The organism is Bacillus cereus (genome assembly GCF_025917685.1).
Classification (GTDB): Bacteria; Bacillota; Bacilli; order Bacillales; family Bacillaceae_G; genus Bacillus_A; species Bacillus_A cereus_AT.
The window spans coordinates 4522106-4544810 of sequence record NZ_CP089518.1 but is presented as its reverse complement, the minus strand read 5'-3'; the positions used below and the strand labels follow the sequence as shown (position 1 = coordinate 4544810).

Here is a 22705-nt window from a genome sequence, read left to right as displayed (position 1 = left end):
GTGAATATTAATTGACAAATGAATATCATTTCTTTAGTATAGGTTGGGACGGATACTCTCTTATCCCGAGCTGGCGGAGGGACAGGCCCGATGAAGCCCAGCAACCTCACTTGTAGTGGTAAATACAGGTGAATAGGTGCTAAAACCTGTGCGAGGCTAATGGTCTCGAACGATAAGAGCAAAGGGCAAAAAGCAGTATGCAAGTAGCAAATTAAACCTTTCCTCTATGTAAAGTAGGAAAGGTTTTTCTGTATGCTTGTGTGGGAGAATAAATGTATGTCGCAGTTTGTGGCAAATTAAGGATGAGTTCCGTACAATATATACAATTACTGTAGGGAGGTTTACCACATGACAAAAAAACGTCATCTGTTCACATCTGAGTCTGTAACTGAAGGACATCCAGATAAAATTTGTGACCAAATTTCTGATTCAATTTTAGATGCGATCTTATCAAAGGACGCAAATGCACGTGTAGCTTGTGAAACAACTGTAACAACTGGTTTAGTATTGGTAGCGGGGGAAATTACGACTTCTACTTATGTAGATATTCCGAAAATCGTTCGTGAAACAATTCAAGGCATTGGTTACACACGCGCAAAATATGGATTCGATGCAGAAACTTGTGCAGTTTTAACATCTATCGATGAGCAATCTGCTGACATCGCTATGGGTGTTGACCAAGCACTAGAAGCACGCGAAGGTCAAATGACTGACGCTGAGATTGAGGCAATTGGTGCAGGAGACCAAGGTTTAATGTTTGGCTTCGCATGTAATGAAACACAAGAATTAATGCCACTTCCAATCTCGCTTGCTCACAAATTAGCTCGTCGTTTAACTGAAGTACGTAAAGATGACACTTTATCATACTTACGTCCGGATGGAAAAACGCAAGTTACAGTTGAGTATGATGAAAATGGTAAACCTGTACGTGTAGATACAATTGTAATTTCTACACAGCATCATCCAGATGTTACATGGGAAGAAATCGATCGCGATTTAAAAGAGCATGTAATTAAAGCTGTAGTTCCAGCAGAATTAATGGATGGAGAAACGAAATTCTTCATTAACCCAACTGGCCGCTTCGTAATTGGTGGACCACAAGGTGATGCTGGTTTAACAGGACGTAAAATCATCGTTGATACTTACGGTGGATACGCTCGCCACGGTGGCGGTGCATTCTCTGGTAAAGATGCAACGAAAGTTGACCGTTCAGCAGCATATGCAGCTCGTTATGTTGCGAAAAACATCGTAGCAGCTGGTCTTGCTGACAAAGCAGAAGTACAACTTGCATACGCAATCGGCGTAGCGCAACCAGTATCAATTTCAGTTGATACATTTGGCACTGGTAAAGTATCTGAAGACGTACTAGTAGAACTAGTTCGTAACAACTTCGATCTTCGCCCAGCTGGTATTATTAAAATGCTAGACTTACGTCGCCCAATTTACAAACAAACAGCAGCTTACGGCCACTTCGGACGTACTGATGTAGATCTTTCATGGGAACGTACAGACAAAGCAGCTACTTTAAAAGAGCAAGCTGGTCTATAATATATGAAAAAAAGCTTTGCGCTGTGTGCGCAAAGCTTTTTTTATTTGGTTTTATTTATGATTTGGATGCATGAGTTGCAATACACTTCTCCGTCTAGCTCAATATACTTTTTCATACGTTTGTATTTCCTTTTTACATGATTTACAAATTGTCGGTTTCTTACGGAACATATGCAATCATTGCTTTATCTGACGTGCTTTTCCTGCGCAAAATGCACTGCATAGTAAAAAGAGTGTTGCGAATATAATGCTTATTAATGTAGCATATGGAATCGCGCCTTTTAGCGAAAAACCGACAGTAATGGAAGCGACGAATAAGAGGATGAATGTTGTTGTTAATTTTTTGTATAGTTCCATAGTGTGTGAACCTCCAAATTATTTTATAATGTAAGTTTTAAAATAAAATCTACTATGTAGAAAATATAAGGGGAGTTAAAGAGTAGCTAATGATGTGAAGTCTAGGAGTATAAATAATTTTCATTTTCCTTTTTGTGGGTGTATATACTTATATTGTATCATGATGCATCGTTGGCTTCATACATAATTGTGTAAAGATATGTATGATAAAATGAAGAAAAGTCTTTAAGAAAGGAAAGATAAAAAATGAGCGTAACTGAACATAAAAAACAAGCTCCAAAAGAAGTGCGTTGCAAGATCGTGACGATTTCCGATACACGTACGGAAGAGACGGATAAGAGTGGTCAATTGTTACATGCATTATTAATAGAAGCAGGACATAAAGTGACCTCTTATGAAATTGTGAAAGATGATAAAGAAAGTATTCAGCAAGCGGTGTTAGCTGGTTATCACAGGGAAGATGTTGATGTCGTGTTAACAAATGGCGGTACTGGTATTACGAAACGTGATGTAACGATTGAAGCAGTGTCAGTTCTATTAGATAAAGAAATCGTCGGGTTTGGTGAGTTGTTCCGTATGATAAGTTACTTAGAAGATATCGGAAGTAGCGCAATGTTAAGTAGAGCAATTGGCGGTACAATTGGGCGTAAAGTAGTCTTTTCGATGCCGGGATCTAGCGGAGCAGTTCGCCTTGCGATGAATAAATTAATTTTACCGGAATTAGGCCATATTACATTTGAGCTGCATCGCCAATGAGTAAGCACACTGGAATTGTATTAGCGGGCGGTATGTCGAGTAGATTTGGTGAGCCGAAAGCGTTAGCGATTTGGAAGGGGACTACTTTCGTTGAGCATATTGTGAAAGTGATGACAACTGCGTTGCAAGAAGTTGTAGTCATTAGTCACTCCGATATAAAAGAGCGAGTAGAGCAATTCGTACAAGTTCCTGTTATAGAAGATATTCCGCATTATAAAGGAAATGGACCACTTGCTGGAATTGTATCAGGAATGGAATATATAGAAGCAGATTGGTACGCTATTATGCCTTGCGATGCGCCAAATGTTTCGCAAGAATGGTTTACCATTTTACTAGAGCAAACGAGTAATGAATATGATGCGATTGTACCTATTATTAATGGAAGAAAACAACCGTTACTTGCAGCGTACCATAATCGCGTGAAAGAAAAGATTTACGCTTTACTTCAGGAAGAAAAAAGAAGTATGGGCCAGCTTTTATCACAATGTAATGTGAAATATGTTGCCGGTGAAGATGTACAAGCGAACGCAGATTGGTTTATAAATGTGAATACGAAAGAAGAATATGTGCAGGCTCAAAAAGACCTTTCAAATGAATGAAAGGTTTTTTGATATACAGAAATTGGGGAACAATTACTGTATAAAGATATGTGAGTAAATTGATTTTAAGGGGAATTTCTTAAAATCACCATACAGTAAAAAATACTGTATAACCATATATTAATTTTTATGGGTTTTTGTTACAAGTCTGTTTAGTTATGTTTATTTTTGTTATAATAAATATAGAAATAATGCAATATTTAACCTTATGTATCATTTATTAAACTAAAATTTATGACCATGTAATAAACTCCCTTCGTTCTTTGAAGGGAGTTTTTCTGTTTAAGCGAGTAATTCTGATGCAGTGTGCTGAAGGACTTCTTCATATTGGTCAAGTAAGCCACGAAAGATCTCATCCCAGCTTTTTGATTTAGCATAAGACGAAGCTGCTATGCCCATTTGCATAAGTTGATCTTCATTTTGCAATAAAGAATTAATGGAGGATAGAAAGGAATCTGTATCTTTTGGTGGACAAAGAATTCCCGTTTTTCCATCTGTAATAATATTTTTAACCCCGCCACTATTTGCTCCGATGACAGGTGTACCGCATGCAAATGATTCAAGTACGACATTTCCGAACGTTTCAGTAGCTGATGGAAATACCATCACATGAGAACAAGCATATGCTTCAGCTAAATCCGTGCCCTGTAAATATCCAGTAAAAGTGACATTTGTTTTCGGAACAGCTTCACGCAAATTTGTTGCTAGAGGCCCGTCTCCTGCGATGAGCCAATGAATGTCGTCTAGAGAATGCGCTGATTTAACGATAAGATTTTGCAGCGTATCAATATCTTTTTCAGGAGCAATCCTTCCAATATAGGAAAGGACATACTTAGATGTAATATTATATTTTTTTCGGAATAGGTCTTTATTGTAAGTGGGATGAAAGAGGGTGCAATCTACACCACGTCCCCAAATATAGAGCTGTTGAAATCCTTTTTTCTTTAATTGATGTAATGTTTCAGGAGAAGGAACAAAGTTTTTTTGCATATGACTATGAAACCACTTTAAATAGTTCCATAGCATATTGGAGAGAAATTCGATTTTGTAATAGCGTAAATAGGCATCAAAATCAGTATGATAAGAACCGACAACCGGGATATTTAACTTTTTTGCATAATATAACCCACAAAGTCCCATATTGAAAGGCGTAGCAATATGAATGATATCGGGTTTAAAGGTAAGAAGTTCCCGCTTAATGCGCGGAGTAGGAAAGGCAAAGCGACATTCTGGATATAATATTGTTAACGGGATACTTCTCATTTTATTTACATTCGCTACGAAATTATCTTCTGCCGTATGCTGAGGGGCGAAAACAGAATAGGCGATATTTTCTTTTTGGAGATATTTGGTTAAACGTTCCAAAGTTTTCGCCACTCCGTTGACTTGTGGTGTAAATGTATCGGTAAATATGGCGACTCTCATCATATCGCTCCTTTACATGAGTGGAATGAGTTGATAAAAAGAGATGATGCCAGAGCAAGTGCCGAGGCACATGCCTACAAATACATCTGACGGATAATGAAGCCCTAAATAAATACGGGAAATACCGACGCATAGCGCTAGCGGTAATAGAAAAGCAAGTAAGCTTGGATTATAGCAAATAAATGGAATGAGGACAGAGAAAACAGCCGTTGTATGTCCGGATGGAAAAGAATGATCTTTTAATGGATGAATTGGATATTTCGCATCTTGAATTGTCAAATATGGACGTTTTCGTGGATACCATCTTTTTAATATTTGCACGGGAATATGGCTAATCGTTAAAGAAATAGCAGTTGCAATTGCAGCTTGATGCAAATTCCCTGTTGCGAAAATTAAAAAGAAAAGTGTGAGTGCGATTGAGAAAGTAGCACCACCGATATGGGTAATATTGCTGAAAAAGATGTTTAATGTTTTTTGATCAAAGTAGCGATTAATTCCTTTGAAAATGTAACATTCTATTTTATATAGTCCACTGACCTTCATGAGATTTTTCCTCCCTCATTTACATATATATGGAGTTATTAACTTCTATTTTAATAAGATTTTATTGAGGGAATAATAATGTTTTGTAAAGAAAAAGTTAGATTTTTTCATAAAAAAAGCTGCCAATCTTATGGCAGCGATAAAATCATTTTTGTAACGATTTATAATATTGTCCTTTTTCAACGTATTGTGTGCGGATACGTTCCATATCTTTACGGTCTGCTTCTGTTAATTCGCGAATGACCTTAGCAGGACGACCGAAAGCTAACGTATTAGGAGGGATTTTCTTTCCTTGTGAAACGAGACTTCCAGCACCGATGAAAGCTCCTTCACCAATTTCAGCACCATCTAATATGATAGATCCCATTCCAATTAAAGCATCTTTTTCGATTTTGCAGCTATGTAAAATAACTTGGTGCCCAACGGTAACGTCATCTTCTAAAATAAGAGGATACTGCGGGCTTTGGTGGAGTGTACACTGATCTTGTACATTTACTCTGTCACCAATTATTGTCGGTGATACATCACCACGGATGACTGTATTAAACCAAATACTTGATTCCTCACCAATTGAAACATCGCCTGTAATAGTAACATAGTCAGCGATAAAAGCACTACTCGCAATTTTGGGATTTTTTTCTTTATAAGGATATATCATGTAAGGCCTTCCTTTCCTAGAGACTAGTTTTAGTGTATCAAATTATGAAAAAGAGTGAAATGGAGGAGTTTCGTATGTGGAACTATGAAGCGGAAGAAGCGAAAGCCGTCATTATTATCGTGCATGGTGCTATGGAATATCATGGGCGTTATGAAGCGGTTGCAGAAATGTGGAATCATATCGGTTATCACGTCGTTATGGGCGATCTTCCAGCACACGGAACAACTTCAAGAAATAGAGGACATATCGACTCATTTGATGAATACATAAAGGAAATAAAGTTATGGGTGAAAGAAGCAAGAAAATATAGATTGCCTATTTTTTTATTTGGTCATAGTATGGGAGGACTTGTCGTTATTCGTATGATGCAAGAAACGAAAAGAGAGGACATAGATGGGATTGTACTAAGCTCGCCTTGTTTAGGAGTATTAGCTGCACCCTCCGCTCCGCTTCGTGCTGCTTCAAAAATATTAAATATCGTTGCCCCGAAGTTACAATTTGCAACAAATCTCACCGTAGAAATGTCAACTCGCAATCATGAAGTGAGGGATGCGATGGAGAATGATTCATTGTTCTTGCGTAAAGTATCAGTGCGTTGGTATAGTGAATTAATTAAGTCTATCGAGATTGCTCATGAGAAAATAGATGATTTTCCAGATGTTCCGCTCTTGCTAATGCAGGCATGTGAGGATAAACTTGTAGATAAAACACGTGTCCGCACATGGTTTGATAATGTTAAAATGAGTGATAAGGCATATAAGGAATGGCCTAATTGTTATCATGAGTTATTAAATGAGTATGAGCGTGATGAAATTTTGAATTATATTCAGTCATTTACTGAAATACGTGTCAATAATATAGTAGAAACAAACAAATAAATTATTATTTGTACATTTAATAGAGGAGATGAAGGAAGAAGTGAACGTACCGAGTAATCCCATAACGCTCATGGCCAAAGTATACCGTGATGTGTTTCCGGTTGTACACCATGAGCTAGCGATGTGGAAAGAGCGTGCCTACCATATTCCGAATGACGAGCTTCATAGTCAAGCGATCGCAAGTATTGAAAATAAAACGTTTCATTGCGAAGGCGGTGGTATTTTAGCGCTGCTAGCAAATGAACATCGTGAGGAATGTATTCGTTTTATTGTAGCGTATCAAACGATTAGCGACTACTTAGATAATTTATGTGATCGTAGTACATCACTTGACCCGAAAGACTTTGCGGCTCTTCATGAGTCGATGGTAATGGCATTAAGTCCTGAAGTTGAAGGAGGCGGTAACTATTATCGTTATCGTGATGATCAAGATGATGGTGGTTATTTAGATGAGCTCGTTGAAACATGTCAGGATGTTTTAAAGAAAACGAAGCATTATGACAAAATTGCTCCAATTCTTCATGAGCTTGCTTGTTATTATTGTGATTTGCAAATTCATAAACACGTGAAGTTAGAAGAAAGAGAACCACGCTTAAAAACATGGTTTGAAGCGCATAAAGAAAACTTACCTGAAATGAGCTGGTTTGAGTTTTCAGCATGTGCAGGTTCTACGCTTGGAATTTTCTGTCTTGTAGCATATGCATTTCATGATGAGTTACATGAAGAAGATATTGTGAAAATTAGACAAGGATACTTTCCTTACGTACAAGGACTTCACATTTTACTTGATTATTTCATTGATCAAGAAGAAGACCGTATCGGCGGAGATTTGAATTTCTGTAGTTATTATGAAAACGAGCAAGCTATATTAGATCGTATGAAACATTTTGTTGAAGAAGCAGAGAAGAGCATTGGTGATTTGCCTCATGCGAAGTTTCATCGTCTCATAAGCCGAGGCCTACTTGGTATTTATTTATCAGATCAAAAAGTATCAGCACAAAAGAATATGAACAAAATGGCACGGCGCATTGTAAAATACGGAGGGCTCACTTCACGATTCTTCTACTGGAACGGGAAGATGTACCGAAAGAAAATGGCGCAGTGATGAAGAAAACCACTCATATAGAGTGGTTTTCTTTTTATTATGATTGTATTTTTGAAAATACGTATATGAGAAGTTCAATTGTGAAAATAACTAAAACAGATAGTCCGAATAAAGGCATGACAGCGCCTAGTATAACCATCATGACAAAGAAAACGAATATACTTTTCTTATCTCTTTGCTTTGGAGGGGCTGCTAATTTTCCTTTCGGCCTTCTTGCTAACCACATTTTTATTCCGTAATAAATGAGAAGTAATAAAGATAATGTCGTTAGTAAGCATAATATTTTATTTGGCCATCCGAATAAATGACCTTCATGAAGCGGGATACCGTAAGTGAACCATTGTGCCAATAAGCCATAATCACGATAGTCCGTTTTGGAAATGAGTTCTCCGCTATATTGATCAAAGTAAGCTGTTATTTCTTCATTTGGTGCGACGTGCATACCCGTAATACCAGAACCGCTCGATTTCGAAACGGTGAATACACCTTTCGGATCAGCTGGTAGTGAAATAACATATGGCTTTTTTATTACAATTCCTTTTTGTAATGTATCAACTGAAATTGCTTTTGGCTCATTTGAATTAGATTCAGGAGGAGCTTCTTTTCTTGTTGCCCACGGCAATTCTTTTACCTTCGATTCAGGCGGTGCCATATACAACTTTGGATATCCGAGCGATTCATTCGACGATGCAATTTTATAAATTTGGTTACCCATAAATCCTGACCACGGCAATCCAGATGCGACTAACAAAACGAGAGGAATTGTAAATATAATACCGATAATAGAATGACGTCGTTTTGCCTTTTCTCGCTTATTGGATGCCGGTGTGTTTTTGAATTGGCGTATACTCATATACAACCCAGTCACAATTAAAAAGATTGTCCAGCATGCCGCAAGTTCTACAGTATAGTTGACGACAGTGCCACCAACTAAAAGAGAACTATGCAATTCGCGCATTATATTAGCAAACGTTTCACTTGCGTTTTGATCCCCAACAATTTGATTATTACTATCTAAATACACATATTTTTGTTGCCCAGTATATTCATTTGCAATCGTAAGTCTCGTATTATAATCCCCATTAAACTCACTAATTTTCGCCACGCTATAATGTGGATATTTTTTCTCTGTTAAGAAAAGCGAATCAGACATCGAAATAGATTCTGTTTGGGTGCTCTTCCCGAAATATAAATCTTTATAGATGAAATCCTCAACTTCTTCCCGAAATAAATACCCAATTCCGCTCAGTGACAAAGTAATAAGAAGCGGCGTAATAAAAAGTCCAGCATAAAAATGCCAACGCCAAAAAATATAATGAAGCGAACGATTTTGTTTCATACTTTCAGTTCCCCTAACCTTCCCTATATGAATAAACTACTTATTTAATATAGCGAGATTAAGTGTGGATACTTTGAAAGAATTGTGAAGAAAGTTAAAAGTTTTGGGGATTTTTATCGGCGAGACATACAATACGTAATACAAAGCTTAGTTGAGTGAATCAGCTCTTCATTTCCTTTTTGTATCCTGATTTGAAGTGCCTTTTGAAAATAAGTAAGGGCGGTGTGGAAGTCGCCCTCATCCAATTTACTTTTTCCGTAATGTTGGTAGAAGAAGTCCTCATAATTAGGTAAGTCGGGTAGTGTTTGTAGAAGTTCGATAAAGAGTACATTTGCAGCAGGAAATTTTCTTTCCCAATGATATGTATGTGCGAGACGAAGTTTGTTAATAAAAATCCCTTGGATGTTGTCTGTTTGTGTGTAATATTCAATCGCCTCCTGTAAGTAATACTTACTGTCAGAAAGGTTGCCAGCGATTCGTTCATAAACACCGATTAATCCGCAGTTTTTTCCATATAACGGTCCTTTATGTAAATGCTCTTTCAAAAATACAATCCCTTGCTTCATTTCAGCAAGGGATATAGGTTTTTCTCTAAGATTTTCATCAAATGTGTATCCCATTTCAAAAGGTATATTCATTTGGACCTCCTTATATTTTCTACATACATTCTAACAACCGCTTCAGCAAGACATTGAGCGGAATCGACAAAATTCTCACTCGCGACTACATTCAAATCAGTACATGCAATAATAGCGGTATCAACTTCAACTCGCAATTGTAAAACGAGTGTATTCCACAATTCACGAGCTTCTTCAATTTCTCCAGATTTAATACAAGTAATAATTTGATTAATCATTTCTTGCCATTTTTCATGGTGAATGTACTCTATATTACGCTTTGCAATGCCGTCTTGGTAAATCACAGCTTGAACAGTTGCTTCTGTTGCGAGAAGAGCGACTCTTTTTGTATTTTCAGGAATTGCTTTTAACGTTTCATCGACTATATTTAAAATTGGGATAGAAAGAGAACGCTGTAATTCTTCAAAATAAAGATGCGCCGTATTACACGGCATAGCGATAAATTCTACGCCAGTACTTTCAAGTTTTTGTGCCCCTTCAATAATTGCTTTTTTCATCGCCGCATGTTCAATAGGGCGATCCATGTAAAAGGGCGTTGGACAAGAATAAATCATCATATGAGGAAAGTCCATATCATGCTTTGCTCCGTATATTGTTTGGCACCCTGCTATAACTGTATCAACGAATGGTCCAGTTGATTTTGGACCCATTCCTGCTAGTATTCCAATCATTGTTTCGTCTCCTTTAATATGTAATCAAAAACGTTTTCTGCGAACGAGAAAAAGAAATAAAGTAAGTAATAAAAATGAATAGACGATAGCCCAAGCTGTGAGCCAGAGAGTATGAGTAAGTATATTATATTTGTATTGTCCAAGCATTAGAAAGCTTTCGACAGGTGGTAAAAACCATAGTAACTCTTTTTTAAATCGTATAGATGCAATCGTTATAAGTAATATAAATGTAAGGCTAAGCCAAGCAGTACTTGCTTTTTGAATAATATTTCTTGTAAATAATGTCGCGATTGAAATCCCTAGTATAGAGAAAGACATATGAGCGAGAAATCCGACTAGAAATAAAGAAGCTGTCATTTTTTCATTAAACATTTGCAAAATAATTGGGTAGATTACGGATATAAAAGATAACACAGTACAAATGAGGAGAGCCGTAATATATTTACCAACGTATAATGCAGAAATATTATTTGTGTGTGAAATAGTGATTTGTTCTTGTACAGGGTCTTCAGTATGAAAAATTGTGACCGTAATCCAGGCAGATAATAAATAAAGTGCGAGTGCTGTTTCTAAATATGTCGGTACAATAGGGGTCGGCTTATATGTATATACAAAAAGTAAGCTTATACAGTACATTGCAATAGGAGGAATGTACTTATACGATTTTGTGTAGTCGAGAAAATGGTAACGAATAAGCGCGAACATAATAAACCTTCTTTCGATTTAAAAATTAGATTGTAGCAGTGTGATAGATGCTTTTTTATGTAATAAAAACTGAAGCATTTCGTTTGTATACTCTTTTTCGATTTGTAATTGAATGAGGTTTTGATTTGAATTGTGTGTAACGTGTATACATCCTAATTGCTGTTGTAGTTCTATCGCTGAAAATGTTTCGTGAACGATTGCCTCAATATAGACTTGTTCTGTTGATTTTTGCACAGAGGCGTCTTCCGAAATTGTATGATTAGCTAACGTCACAATTCTATCGGCGAAGTTTTTTAGTAGTTGTTTTTCGTGACATGTGAAGAGTACTGATATACCTTGTTGTTTTAATGAAAGTAAAATGTGCTCTAGTTCTTGCTGAGAGTTAGGATCGAGACCAGAAAGAGGTTCATCCAAAATTAATAAATGGACGTCTGTAAGTAATGCTTGCATAATGCCTGTTTTTTGTTTCATACCTTTTGAAAAGTTTCGTACAACGGAATGCCTTGCATAATGTAAGTGAAAAGATTCAAGGAGTATCGGAATTTTATTTCTTAAATATTTTGTTGATAAACCGTGAATATGGCCGAGATGATATAAATAATCTTCTAATGTAAAACGAATCCCTTCAGGAAAATGTTCAGGTACATAGCCGATTTGTATGTGTTCTTTTTTTTGAAGTGTCCCTGCTGTAGGTGAAATAAATCCTGCAATTATTTTGAGTAAAGTACTTTTTCCAGTCCCGTTCCCACCAATAATAGCGAGTGCTTCGCCTTCTGGAATGGATAAATCAATGTTGTCTAGTATGAGTGATTTGTCGTACTTCTTTTGAATTCCCCTTAGTTCTACTAGCAAAGTTCCAGCCTTCTTTCTTCCAATATTATATATATCCATTATATAGGAGAATAAGAAAAAGACGTGCAGTGAATGCATGTCTTTTTTTGTTATGTTGTGTCGAATCGTTGATATATTATCGTTTCTCAATCGCCACAATAAATGGCGGATTATTTTGCTGGTTAATGAAGCCGTATCGCAAAACGTGAGCTTGTTTTTGATCTAGTTCTTCTGCAAATTTGAGAACAGCGTCGCGTTCTACTTGTCCTTCTGGGTGTCCGTGGTAAATGACAAGGACGATGATACCTTCTGGTGCCATTACGTCTAATAATTGTTCGATAGCCGAGATTGTTGAGTTCGGTTTTGTGACGATATGTTTGTCTCCGCCAGGAAGGTAACCTAAGTTGAAGATTGCGCCTGTTACTTTTCCTTTTGCATCTTCTGGTAATACGGATACAAGTGTATCGTGACTATCGTGAACTAAAACAGTACGTTCAAAAAGTCCTTTTTCTTTTAGACGGATAGTAGAGCTTTCGATTGCTTCTTTTTGAATATCAAATCCAAATACTTTTCCGTTATCTCCAACGATTTCAGCTAGGAAGCAAGTGTCATGACCATTGCCGAGTGTTGCGTCTACAGCGTAATCTCCTTCTTTAACAGCCGTTTGCAGCAGCGTGCGAGCAAACGGTAATACACGCTCTAATTTCATTTTTGTTTCTCCTCATTTGCATATTTTCCTTGCCAGCTTCCGCGGCGTACAAATTCTGCATCGATGGAATTTAATACTTCCCATTTATTTAAGCTCCACATTGGGCCGATCATTAAATCAGGTGGACCGTCACCTGTGATGCGGTGCACAATTACGTCTTCTGGAATAATTTCAAGTTGGTCAACAACGAGACTTACATAATCCTCAAGAGAAAGGAATTCTAGTTGTCCTTTTTCATATTGCTTCACCATCGGCGTTCCTTTTAATAAATGAAGTAAATGAATTTTAATTCCTTGTACGTCAAGCTTCGCTACTTCACGAGCTGTTTCCATCATCATGTCGTAATCTTCAAGTGGAAGACCGTTAATAATATGAGAACAAACTCGAATGCCATGCTTGCGTAATTTATTAACACCTTCCACATAAGACGGATAATCGTGAGCGCGATTAATAAGGTTTGCAGTTCGTTCATGAACAGTTTGTAATCCGAGTTCAACCCAAAGGTACGTGCGTTTATTTAAGTCCGCTAAATATTCAACGACATCGTCTGGTAAGCAATCTGGACGAGTTGCGATAGAAAGACCGACAACGTCTTTTTCTGCTAGAAGCGGTTCGAATTTTTCTTTTAACACTTCAAGTGGTGCATGTGTATTTGTGTACGCTTGGAAATAAGCGATACATTTTCCATCTTTCCACTTTGAGCGCATTTTTTCTTTCATTTCATGATATTGCGTTATAACATCATCGCGGCGATCACCAGCGAAGTCACCAGATCCGGCAGCACTGCAAAATGTACAACCGCCATAAGCTACTGTACCGTCACGGTTCGGACAATCGAAGCCAGCATCTAATGAAACTTTAAAGATTTTTTCACCAAATTCATTTCGTAAATGGTAATTCCATGTATGATAACGTTTATTGTCGTTTGTATATGGAAAAGGGTTTTGAACCTTCATTACTTTCCCTCCTAGGCCGAGTCAAAATGAAACAAAATCCATTATAACATACTCATAAGGTAGAGATGGAAGGGACACACTAAAGGGGAATTGAAGCAAGGAGGGACAATTATGGCAGAGCGTCAATCACTTGAATCGTATATTACACAAGCGGAACAAGCGGTGGAATATGCGAAAGAACAATTAGATCTTGGTATGAGACAAGAGCATTACAATACGTTGGAGTATGGAGATGCGCAGTTACAATTAGAACAAGCATATAACGATTTACAAACGATGCAACAACATGCAAATGATGAGCAACGTGAGCAGTTAAATAGAGCACGTATGGCAATTCGCCAATTGCAACATCAAATGATTATTACACCGCACTAATAAGGAGTGAATGTAATGGCGAAACGTTCAGATCAAAATAACCCAGAGCAAAAAACGCAAAATGGGCATAACGCTGAATTTTCAAATGAGCTTGATCCAGTTGTTCAAGTGAAACAGCGTAACAGTAAAAAAGGACAACCTCAAAAATCGAAGCAATCAGAGTAGACCAGGTCGCAATATGACCTGGTTTTATTTTATCCCGCTATTTGTGGGCAGTAAGACTCCCACCTCAAAATTTGGCTGGAGCAAAGAAGTTAGATGGGAGTCGGGCTGCCCGTAGACGCCCGATTGGTGAGGGCTGATTAAAGTTTCACTTTATTATATTACAATAATGTAAGATTTCTGTAAGGTTTGTCGATAGTTATAAGCCCACTTCTCCAGTAGAGTAAGGAAGGATTAAATTTTATACAAGGAGTTGCTTTATGGGGAACAATATTACAAACAAACGAATTGATGAGTTAGATTACATTCGTGGTTTCGCACTACTGGGGATTATTTTAGTAAATATTCTTGCACTACTTAACATTAAAATTCCAGATCCTAATACAGTGGATGCGAGTTATCAAAGATTTCTATACTTATTTGTAGAAGGTCGTTTCTTCTCAATCTTCTCATTCTTATTTGGGGTAGGATTCTATATCTTTATTTCAAGAGCGATTGCGAAGGGGAAAAATGGATATGTTTTATTTTTACGCCGTGTAGTTGCGCTATTTATTTTGGGCTACATTCATCAAATGTTTCAACCTGGAGAAGCGTTAACGCTATATGCAATTTACGGGTTAATCGTTTTACCGTTTTATAAAGTGAAAAAAGAAGTGAACTTAGTAATCGGTCTTATTTTGACGATTACCTTTAGTGTACTTGCTGCGAAAGAATTTCTGCCGCTAAGTTTAATTTTATTAGGGCTTGCTGCAGGGCAGTATAAAGTATTTGAAAATCTTTCAGCGAAAATAAAGCAAGTCGCTATTTTTACAGGCATTATGTTTGTTTTAAGTGTTGTAGCTTTATGGTATCAATATGGGCACGTCCCTGCTGCTCCATTTGTAAATATGATACTTGAGAATGAGGATGGGACAATGGATGCTGCAAGCCAATTCTTAAGAATTGGTATTACAGTTGGAACAATTATTTCAGCTTTCTATGTTGGAGCATTAATTTTACTGCTTCAATTAAAACCAGTTCAAACATTGTTAGCACCACTGAAGTACTATGGTCGTATGGCTTTAACGAATTATATTGGACAAACTGCAATGATTTTAATTGCAGGAAGTGTATTTAACTTTGCAGGAAACTTAACGTACATGCAGACGTTATATGTATGTATCGCAATCTATGCAATTCAAATTGTGTTTAGTGTAATTTGGATGAAAATCTTTAAAATGGGTCCACTAGAATGGATTTGGCGTGTTGTTACGTATTGGACGGTAACACCTTTAAAGAAATAAAGAGAGAAGTGGGCTGTTCCTTTTGTGGAACAGTCTATTTTTTATTGTCATCTTTTTCGGTCAGTCGATATTACTTGTCGAATCGCTAATAAAATTTCGTTTCCCAATGAACCTTACACACTCATCTTTTTATATTACAAAAGTGTAAGGTAAATGTAATGTTAACAAATAGCAGTTCCTCTCCAAAAGGCGCAAAATAGGTAATGGAAAAACAAGCGTAGGAGGATATATATGACGAAACCAGTTGTAGACGTGAAAAACGTCCAAAAAGTGTACGGTAAAAAAGGTGAGAACCAATCACATGCGTTAAAAGGTGTATCATTCTCAATTCAAGAGGGTGAGTTTGTAGGAATTATGGGGCCATCTGGTTCTGGTAAAACGACATTATTAAATGTAATTTCAACGCTTGATAAAGCAACGGGTGGTGTTGTTGAAATTGCGGGTACGGATATTACGAAAATGAAGCAAGGAGAGCTTTCAGATTTCCGTTCACAAAAATTAGGATTCATTTTCCAAGACTTTAATTTATTAGAGAATTTATCTATTTATGAAAACATTGCACTTCCATTATCTCTTCAAGGTGTCTCATCACGAAATATTGGACCGAAAGTAGAAAAAGTAGCAGATATGTTAGGTATTTCAGCAATTCTTCAAAAATATCCATCTGAAGTATCTGGTGGACAAAAGCAACGTTCAGCAGCAGCACGTGCATTAGTACATGAGCCTGCAATTATTTTAGGGGACGAGCCAACAGGAGCGCTTGATTCTAAAAATGCAGCAAGTTTACTTGATGCGATGACAAACTTAAATGAAGAACAAGGCGTATCGATTATGATGGTTACGCATGATCCTTACAGTGCAAGTTACTGTCAGCGCATTTTATTCATTCAAGATGGTGAGCTATATAAAGAAATTCACCGCGGTGGTACGCGTGAAGAATTCTATAAAGAAATTTTAGATGTACTTGCAGATTTAGGTACACAAAAAGCGTAAGAAAGGAGGTACAAGCATGTTATTCAAACTTTCCATGTCAGGACTAAAAAGTAAGCTGAAAGATTATATCGTTTTACTTGTCGGTCTTGTCATGTCGATTTCAATTTTTTATATGTTTCAAACGTTAGCGCTTAATGAAGCGTTTATCGAATCTAATTCAGTGATTAAGTCTATTGGATTCGTATTCCAAGCAGGTTCATTTTTACTAGCAATAATAACCTTCTTCTATATTTTATATGCGAACTCTTTCTTACTATCTCTTCGTCAAAAAGAGTTTGGTATGTATATGATGTTAGGAGCAAAAAAGCATAAAGTTACATTACTTATGTTTATTGAAACAATTGTATTAGGAGCTGCGTCTCTTGCGGTTGGACTTGCAGTTGGTGTAGGACTTGCAGAAGGTATCGGGCAGTTATTAATGAAACAACTCGAATTTGCGGGTGAAGGTTATAAAGCATTTTATCTGCCATCTATGACTGTTACTTGCATCTTCTTCTTTGCACTATTTGTATTATCAGCAATTATGAATAGTATTAAATTATCTCGTATTTCTGTATTACAACTTGTACATGCAGATGCGCAAACAGAGCGAGTTGCAGTAAAAGGAAAAATGACAGGTGTAGTTGCATTCCTTGCTGTTATTTTATTAGGCATTGGATATGCAGCTATGATCAATATGGAAACGTTAAGAGAAATGGGAATCCTTATCGCATTAATTACAACAACAGCTGGTACTTACATGCTATTTGGATCACTTCTTCCAGTCATTATTAAAAAGTTAAAAAGTAATAAGAAGCGTAGTGAAAAAGGGCTTAATGCTTTTACATTTGCACAATTAAACTTCCGTATTAATAGCTTAACAAAGGTGCTTGCGACAGTAGCGATGTTAGTTGCTCTTGGAGCTGGTGCAATTTCAGGTGGTATGGCGTTTAAAAATAACGTTATAAAAATGGTTGATGGTTTCGTAATATATGATTCAGTAGTTCATAATCCAACTGCTGAAGAAAAGAAAATTTTAGACGGTATTACATTTAAAGAGAAAAGCGAATATCGTTACAAAGTCGATGATAAATACGTTTACTATGTAAAAGAGGATTTAGAGAAAAATCGTCCTGTAGTAAAAGATATGGAAAACATGAAGTCGATGAAGGATTTAGTAAAAACGAAAAAAGTTTCAGAGGAACTGCCAGTAGGTGCAGTTTCTAGAGAAATGAATGAAAAAGATGCGAACGCTAAAGAGCTTCCACAACAATGGGACGAGGCTTTCAGAACAATCGAGCCATTCTACGTACATGAAGATCATGCAATTAAAATTGTAGATCAAAAAATGTACGATACTGTAAATGGTAAAGCAGGAATCGTATTTACTGGAAAAACAGATGATTTTGAAGCACACACAAAAGAATGGAAAAAACTTGACGAGTTGCAACTAGATAAATATAAAAATGTAGCAGCTGAAAGATTAGATAGTAAATATCAAGCTTACGACATGTTCTATGGCGTTGCGAGCGGAACGGTGTTTATGGGATTCTTCCTTGGAATTGCTTTCTTAGCAATGATGGCAAGTTGTTTAATGTTTAAAATTCTTTCTGGGGCATCAAAAGATATTACGCGTTATCAAATGCTTCGTAAAATCGGGGTGCGCCGTGAATTATTAACAAAATCAATTTATAAAGAATTATTCTTAGTATTCCTATTCCCAGCAATTGTAGGTATTGCTCACGTATTAGTCGGTATGAATATTTTCGGATTTATTTTAATCGATCCGTACTTCCGTATTTGGGTACCAATCGTAATTTTCGTAGTTATTTACACGATTTATTACTTCATTACCGTTCAATTGTATAAAGGAATTGTTCTTCCGAAAGAAGATTAATAAAAAACCGAGCGAAACTGCTCGGTTTTTATTATTTTCAGAAAAAACGATTTAATGTTACTGAAATATATAATATAATATAAATAAGTAACATAAAATAAAAGTAGAAGCAGCTGGATAAGGAAAGGAGGAATCCGATCTGTAGAAAGAAGCTGAACCTTTTATCCCCACACTTTTTTCTAACCACACCGTATTTGTACAATCGTAAGTTTCCACATTAAAAATTGCCGAGACCACAGAAGTATATTGTAAAAATAATGGATAAGACATGGAAATCCCATAGCATGATAAGGTAAAATGGACAACATAATGAGAAAATTACCGTTCATAAGATGAGGAGAAAACATGTATGGAAGTTGTAGAGGCATTGAAAGATATAAACCAAATTGAGGATATGAAAAAATATTTAAAAGAGCACTCGCAGCGAGATTATCTTTTATTTGTTATTGGGATTAACACTGGATTAAAAATTACTGAGCTATTAAGTATTAAATTTGAAGATGTATTAAATGAAGATAGAACTGTTAAAGATTTTTATTCTCTTCCTGTGAAAGATGAAAAGTTTAAACAAGATATTTATTTAAATACAAAAGTAAAAGAAGCGCTTTTAGCGTACGTACAATCTTTTGATATTCAAAGAGAAAACTACGTATTTCAATCGAACAAAACAACAAATTCAATCTCACGCCAACAAGCGTATCGTGTTATCCATAGCGCAGCTGAAGCGGTCGGAATACTTGGTAAGATTGGAACGAACTCAATGCGAAAAACATTTGGATTTCATGCATATAAAAGAGGAATAGCAATCGCACTGTTGCAAAAACATTTCCATCACGCGACTCCATCAGAAACATTAAAGTATTTAGGAATCTCGAAAGATGAAAAGTTTAAGACAGAGATTGATGTAGATTTGTAAAAAGGGAAGAGCCGTAACTAAAAAATTTTAGGAGGCGGGAATATGAATATTAGAGAGAGTGAACTACCGGGCATTGGATGTAAATTTGAAGTTATAACAAAGGGTAATGAAAAAATGGTTATCGTTATTCATGATGATGGCCGAAGAGAAATGTATCATTTTGATGCGGATCACGATGAGAGTATTTCAAGCATTTCTCTTCGTGATTCTGAAGCAAGACAAATTGCGGCTATATTAGGCGGAATGGTATATAGACCACAAGCTTTAGACACAATTGAGATGGCTTTTGAAGGGTTATCAATTGAATGGTTTAAAGTAGAAAATAACGCACCAGTTGTGCAAAAAACAATTGGCAGTTTAAGTGTTCGAAAAACATATAACGTAACAATCATTGCTATTTTGAAAAAGAATATGAAGAAATTTTTCAATCCAGGTCCAGACTCTATTATTGAAGCTGGCGATATGCTCGTGTTGTCGGGTGAAAGACATGAAGTGAAAAGAATTATTAATGAATTGCTTTCAGCAGGAGGTGATTCATAATCGATGGATACTTTAATCTTTGAAGTTGGAACTGCGTTAGTATTAGTAGCTTTTGCAGCTATCCTCGCTGCAAAGTTAAAGTTCTCGATTATTCCGTTTCTCATTATACTCGGTATGTTAGTGGGGCCCCATGCCCCTGATTTAGGACTTATCGATTTAAGGTTTATTGAAAGCGGAGAAGTTATTTCCTTTCTCGGCCGTGTTGGCGTCATATTCCTCTTATTCTACTTAGGGTTAGAATTCTCAATAAAAAAATTAATTAAATCAGGAAAGTCGATTGCTTTTGGGGGTAGTGTTCATATATCGCTTAATTTCATATTAGGCTTACTTTATGGATATATAATGGGCTTCCCCTTACTAGAAACATTAATCATTGCTGGAATCATTACAATTTCATCGAGTGCAATTGTAGCGAAAGTAATTGTTGATTTAAGAAGATCTGGTAATAAAGAGACTGAACTAATTTTAGGAATCATTATGTTTGATGATATCTTTTTAGCTGTATATTTGTCAGTTGTTTCAGGATTAGTACTCGGAGGTGCAACATCATTTATAGGTGCCCTTACATCGGTGTTAATCGCAGTAGGGTATATGCTACTATTCTTTGTAATCGCTAGAAAAGCTACGCCGTTCCTAAATAAAGTATTAGATATTTCGTCCAATGAAATTTTTATTATCGTAATATTCGCTATTTTATTCTTTGTGGCTGGATTTTCAGAAACGATTCATGTTGCTGAGGCAATTGGAGCGTTATTATTAGGGCTCGTTTTTTCTGAAACAGAGCATAGTGATCGAATTGAGCATCTCGTCGTCCCGTTTCGTGACTTCTTTGGAGCCATATTTTTCTTCAGCTTCGGTTTAAGTATAGATCCGTTTTCGCTTGGAGGAGCAGTGTGGTTGGCATTAGGAGCAGTTTTCATTACTCTCATCGGTAATTTTACAGCTGGAATGTTTGCGGGGCGTAAAGCTGGATTATCCCATAAGGCGTCTACGAATATTGGTTTAACGCTTGTATCACGAGGTGAATTCTCCATTATTGTCGCGAATATTGGAATTGCGGGTGGCTTAATGGCAACGATTAAACCATTCTCAGCTCTATACGTTTTAATATTGGCATCGTTAGGTCCTTTATTAACGAAAGAGTCTGGGAGAATATACTCTCTATTAGATAAGATATTTAAATGGAGCGCTAAAGAACGTGCGAAGCGAGAAAAAGAAGTTGGATAGTATAGGGGAGACTATGTGAAATTCATGTAGTCTCCCTTTATTTATATATTGTTACTGATGTCGTTCTTTGTCGGTAAGTCGATATATTTTAATAATCGCTGATATATTTCAAGAATCGCTGATATATTTTCAAGCGGCAATCAATATAATTTCATTCACCGACATGCCGTTATCTGAATTTCATCAACTATTAATCAGTTGCCTTCCTATTTAAAAACGACTACAATTTTACTGTTATATATGAACGAAAAAAATAGAATAGGAGGGGAGACTATGCCAAGGAAAGTATGGCTATTAGTAGCTGGGATGATTATTAATGTCACGGGTGCTTCTTTTTTATGGCCTTTTAATACAATTTATTTGCATGATCACCTAGGAAAATCTTTATCAGTGGCCGGAATGGTATTAATGATCAACTCGCTTACTGGTGTAATCGGAAACTTGCTCGGCGGTGTTTTATTTGATAAATGGGGCGGTTATAAATCAATTTTAGTAGGGATTGTCATTACACTCGTATCGATTTTAGGTCTTGTGTTCTTCCACGGATGGCCGTTATATGTTGTGTGGCTAGCATTAATCGGCTTCGGTTCTGGAATGGTCTTCCCATCGATGTATGCGATGGTTGGTACGGTTTGGCCAGAAGGCGGAAGACGAGCGTTTAATGCGATGTATGTTGGACAAAATGTCGGGATTGCGATTGGAACAGCGTGTGGTGGTTTAGTTGCGTCGTATCGTTTTGATTATATTTTCTTAGCGAACTTTATTTTATACTTTGTTTTCTTCTTAATTGCTTTTATTGGATTCCGTGGTATGGAAGACAAAAAAGAGCCAGGGGTACAAAAAGAAGTCGAAACGAAAAAAGGGTGGACGCTTACACCAGGATTCAAAGCACTTCTTATCGTATGTGTAGCATATGCTTTATGCTGGGTTACATACGTACAGTGGCAAGGTGCAATCGCAACACATATGCAAGAATTAAATATTAGCCTTCGTCACTATAGTTTATTATGGACGATAAACGGAGCGATGATTGTTTGTGCGCAGCCGCTTGTTAGTATGCTAATTCGCTGGATGAAGCGTTCTTTAAAGCAACAAATTATGATTGGAATTGTCATTTTTGCGGCGTCATTCATTGTGTTAAGCCAAGCGCAGCAATTTACGATGTTCCTCGTTGCGATGGTGACATTAACAATTGGTGAATTATTCGTATGGCCAGCAGTTCCGACCATTGCAAATATACTTGCACCAAAAGATAAATTAGGATTTTATCAAGGGGTCGTAAATAGTGCGGCGACTGTAGGGAAAATGTTCGGACCGGTCGTTGGCGGAGCAATTGTTGATATATACAATATGGAAGTATTGTTTATAGCGATCATGGTAATGCTTGTAGTAGCGCTTATTGCAACGAGTATTTACGATAAACGAGTAAAAGTAGAAGAAGCAGTTGAAGAAAAAATTGCAGTTTAGTTTGACGGAACATGCAACATGTTTTAGAATATATTTAAATTAACTCATATTTGTAATAACAGTGAGAAGGAGTAGTAGTAATAGAAGCTGGTTTAGAGAGTTGACGGTCGGTGCAAGTCAATCCACGTTTCGTTATGAACTCGCCTTT

At 36.7% G+C, this 22705-nt stretch carries 25 protein-coding genes, 1 riboswitch and 1 other annotated feature (1 of these 27 only partly in view); of the genes, 14 read left to right on the top strand and 11 right to left on the bottom strand.

The window, feature by feature from the left end; genetic code table 11:
* The first annotated feature begins 57 nt into the window (after nt 1–57).
* A riboswitch (SAM riboswitch) is annotated at nt 58–179 on the top strand.
* Nucleotides 180–348: 169 nt separating this feature from the next.
* A complete protein-coding gene (gene metK, locus LUS72_RS23660) occupies nt 349–1548 on the top strand; it encodes a methionine adenosyltransferase (RefSeq protein ID WP_097829598.1) in 1200 nt (399 codons plus the stop codon).
* Between the two features lie 177 nt (nt 1549–1725).
* Here metK and LUS72_RS23655 read toward each other — a convergent pair whose 3' ends face one another.
* Nucleotides 1726–1905, bottom strand: a complete 180-nt coding sequence (locus LUS72_RS23655; RefSeq protein ID WP_097829599.1) for a hypothetical protein — start codon at nt 1903–1905, stop codon at nt 1726–1728.
* A 246-nt stretch (nt 1906–2151) separates the two neighbouring features.
* On the opposite strand from LUS72_RS23655, the gene LUS72_RS23650 reads away from it, so the two are divergent.
* Both LUS72_RS23650 and LUS72_RS23645 read left to right on the top strand, forming a co-directional pair.
* A complete protein-coding gene (locus tag LUS72_RS23650; protein WP_002015669.1) occupies nt 2152–2661 on the top strand; it encodes a MogA/MoaB family molybdenum cofactor biosynthesis protein in 510 nt (169 codons plus the stop codon).
* Nucleotides 2658–3260, top strand: coding sequence for a molybdenum cofactor guanylyltransferase (locus tag LUS72_RS23645; RefSeq protein WP_097829600.1), 603 nt, complete (start codon nt 2658–2660; stop codon nt 3258–3260). Before LUS72_RS23650 ends, LUS72_RS23645 begins: the two co-directional genes overlap by 4 nt.
* Before the next feature lie 282 nt (nt 3261–3542).
* On the opposite strand, the gene LUS72_RS23640 is transcribed toward LUS72_RS23645, so the two are convergent.
* From LUS72_RS23640 to LUS72_RS23630, 3 genes are all read right to left on the bottom strand, one after another.
* Nucleotides 3543–4685 carry a glycosyltransferase family 4 protein gene (locus tag LUS72_RS23640; RefSeq protein ID WP_097829601.1) on the bottom strand — a complete coding sequence of 381 codons (1143 nt, stop codon included), beginning with the start codon at nt 4683–4685 and terminating at the stop codon, nt 3543–3545.
* A 12-nt stretch (nt 4686–4697) separates the two neighbouring features.
* Nucleotides 4698–5228: a phosphatase PAP2 family protein gene (locus LUS72_RS23635; protein ID WP_097829602.1), complete on the bottom strand. Its 531-nt coding sequence runs from the start codon at nt 5226–5228 to the stop codon at nt 4698–4700.
* A 145-nt stretch (nt 5229–5373) separates the two neighbouring features.
* Complete coding sequence (locus LUS72_RS23630) at nt 5374–5886, bottom strand: gamma carbonic anhydrase (protein ID WP_097829603.1); 513 nt, start codon at nt 5884–5886, stop codon at nt 5374–5376.
* Nucleotides 5887–5960: 74 nt separating this feature from the next.
* Between LUS72_RS23630 and LUS72_RS23625 the strand changes: the two genes are divergently transcribed.
* Complete coding sequence (locus LUS72_RS23625; protein WP_097829604.1) at nt 5961–6764, top strand: alpha/beta hydrolase; 804 nt, start codon at nt 5961–5963, stop codon at nt 6762–6764.
* 40 nt (nt 6765–6804) lie between these two features.
* Nucleotides 6805–7869 carry a tetraprenyl-beta-curcumene synthase family protein gene (locus LUS72_RS23620; RefSeq protein ID WP_141533501.1) on the top strand — a complete coding sequence of 355 codons (1065 nt, stop codon included), beginning with the start codon at nt 6805–6807 and terminating at the stop codon, nt 7867–7869.
* A gap of 37 nt (nt 7870–7906) precedes the next feature.
* Here the strand turns inward: LUS72_RS23620 and LUS72_RS23615 are convergent, their stop codons facing one another.
* The 7 genes from LUS72_RS23615 to LUS72_RS23585 form a co-directional block, all read right to left on the bottom strand.
* A complete protein-coding gene (locus LUS72_RS23615; RefSeq protein ID WP_097829606.1) occupies nt 7907–9208 on the bottom strand; it encodes a PepSY-associated TM helix domain-containing protein in 1302 nt (433 codons plus the stop codon).
* A gap of 113 nt (nt 9209–9321) precedes the next feature.
* On the bottom strand, nt 9322–9846 hold the full coding sequence (locus LUS72_RS23610; RefSeq protein ID WP_071744442.1) for a tetratricopeptide repeat protein: 525 nt from the start codon (nt 9844–9846) through the stop codon (nt 9322–9324).
* Nucleotides 9843–10517, bottom strand: a complete 675-nt coding sequence (locus LUS72_RS23605; protein WP_097829607.1) for an aspartate/glutamate racemase family protein — start codon at nt 10515–10517, stop codon at nt 9843–9845. The genes LUS72_RS23610 and LUS72_RS23605 overlap by 4 nt, the downstream gene beginning before the upstream one ends.
* 24 nt (nt 10518–10541) lie before the next feature.
* Nucleotides 10542–11222 (bottom strand): ABC transporter permease, encoded by a 681-nt coding sequence (locus LUS72_RS23600; protein WP_264448349.1) that lies wholly within the window; start codon nt 11220–11222, stop codon nt 10542–10544.
* Nucleotides 11223–11240: 18 nt separating this feature from the next.
* Complete coding sequence (locus tag LUS72_RS23595; protein WP_097829609.1) at nt 11241–12074, bottom strand: ABC transporter ATP-binding protein; 834 nt, start codon at nt 12072–12074, stop codon at nt 11241–11243.
* A gap of 115 nt (nt 12075–12189) precedes the next feature.
* Nucleotides 12190–12762, bottom strand: a complete 573-nt coding sequence (locus tag LUS72_RS23590) for a tRNA 5-(aminomethyl)-2-thiouridylate-methyltransferase MnmM (RefSeq protein WP_097829610.1) — start codon at nt 12760–12762, stop codon at nt 12190–12192.
* A complete protein-coding gene (locus tag LUS72_RS23585; RefSeq protein WP_000868033.1) occupies nt 12759–13718 on the bottom strand; it encodes a tRNA modification radical SAM protein MnmL/YtqA in 960 nt (319 codons plus the stop codon). Before LUS72_RS23585 ends, LUS72_RS23590 begins: the two co-directional genes overlap by 4 nt.
* 111 nt (nt 13719–13829) lie before the next feature.
* On the opposite strand from LUS72_RS23585, the gene LUS72_RS23580 reads away from it, so the two are divergent.
* From LUS72_RS23580 to LUS72_RS23540, 9 genes are all read left to right on the top strand, one after another.
* Nucleotides 13830–14093 (top strand): YtzC family protein, encoded by a 264-nt coding sequence (locus tag LUS72_RS23580; RefSeq protein WP_061676783.1) that lies wholly within the window; start codon nt 13830–13832, stop codon nt 14091–14093.
* A 15-nt stretch (nt 14094–14108) separates the two neighbouring features.
* Nucleotides 14109–14258 (top strand): hypothetical protein, encoded by a 150-nt coding sequence (locus LUS72_RS23575; RefSeq protein WP_001129344.1) that lies wholly within the window; start codon nt 14109–14111, stop codon nt 14256–14258.
* Between the two features lie 257 nt (nt 14259–14515).
* Entirely contained in the window at nt 14516–15538 is a 1023-nt protein-coding gene (locus LUS72_RS23570) for a DUF418 domain-containing protein (RefSeq protein ID WP_097829611.1), read from the top strand.
* A 231-nt stretch (nt 15539–15769) separates the two neighbouring features.
* Nucleotides 15770–16531: an ABC transporter ATP-binding protein gene (locus LUS72_RS23565; RefSeq protein WP_016106411.1), complete on the top strand. Its 762-nt coding sequence runs from the start codon at nt 15770–15772 to the stop codon at nt 16529–16531.
* A gap of 16 nt (nt 16532–16547) precedes the next feature.
* The gene (locus LUS72_RS23560; RefSeq protein WP_097829612.1) at nt 16548–18407 is read left to right on the top strand and encodes an FtsX-like permease family protein; all 1860 of its coding nucleotides are present in this window, start codon (nt 16548–16550) and stop codon (nt 18405–18407) included.
* Between the two features lie 349 nt (nt 18408–18756).
* On the top strand, nt 18757–19323 hold the full coding sequence (locus LUS72_RS23555) for a tyrosine-type recombinase/integrase (RefSeq protein ID WP_097829614.1): 567 nt from the start codon (nt 18757–18759) through the stop codon (nt 19321–19323).
* A gap of 42 nt (nt 19324–19365) precedes the next feature.
* Complete coding sequence (locus tag LUS72_RS23550) at nt 19366–19863, top strand: cation:proton antiporter regulatory subunit (RefSeq protein ID WP_071771091.1); 498 nt, start codon at nt 19366–19368, stop codon at nt 19861–19863.
* Nucleotides 19864–19866: 3 nt separating this feature from the next.
* Nucleotides 19867–21090 carry a cation:proton antiporter gene (locus tag LUS72_RS23545; RefSeq protein ID WP_097829615.1) on the top strand — a complete coding sequence of 408 codons (1224 nt, stop codon included), beginning with the start codon at nt 19867–19869 and terminating at the stop codon, nt 21088–21090.
* A 273-nt stretch (nt 21091–21363) separates the two neighbouring features.
* A complete protein-coding gene (locus tag LUS72_RS23540; protein ID WP_097829616.1) occupies nt 21364–22557 on the top strand; it encodes an MDR family MFS transporter in 1194 nt (397 codons plus the stop codon).
* 52 nt (nt 22558–22609) lie between these two features.
* Nucleotides 22610–22705, top strand: a binding site (T-box leader) (it continues 123 nt past the right edge of the window).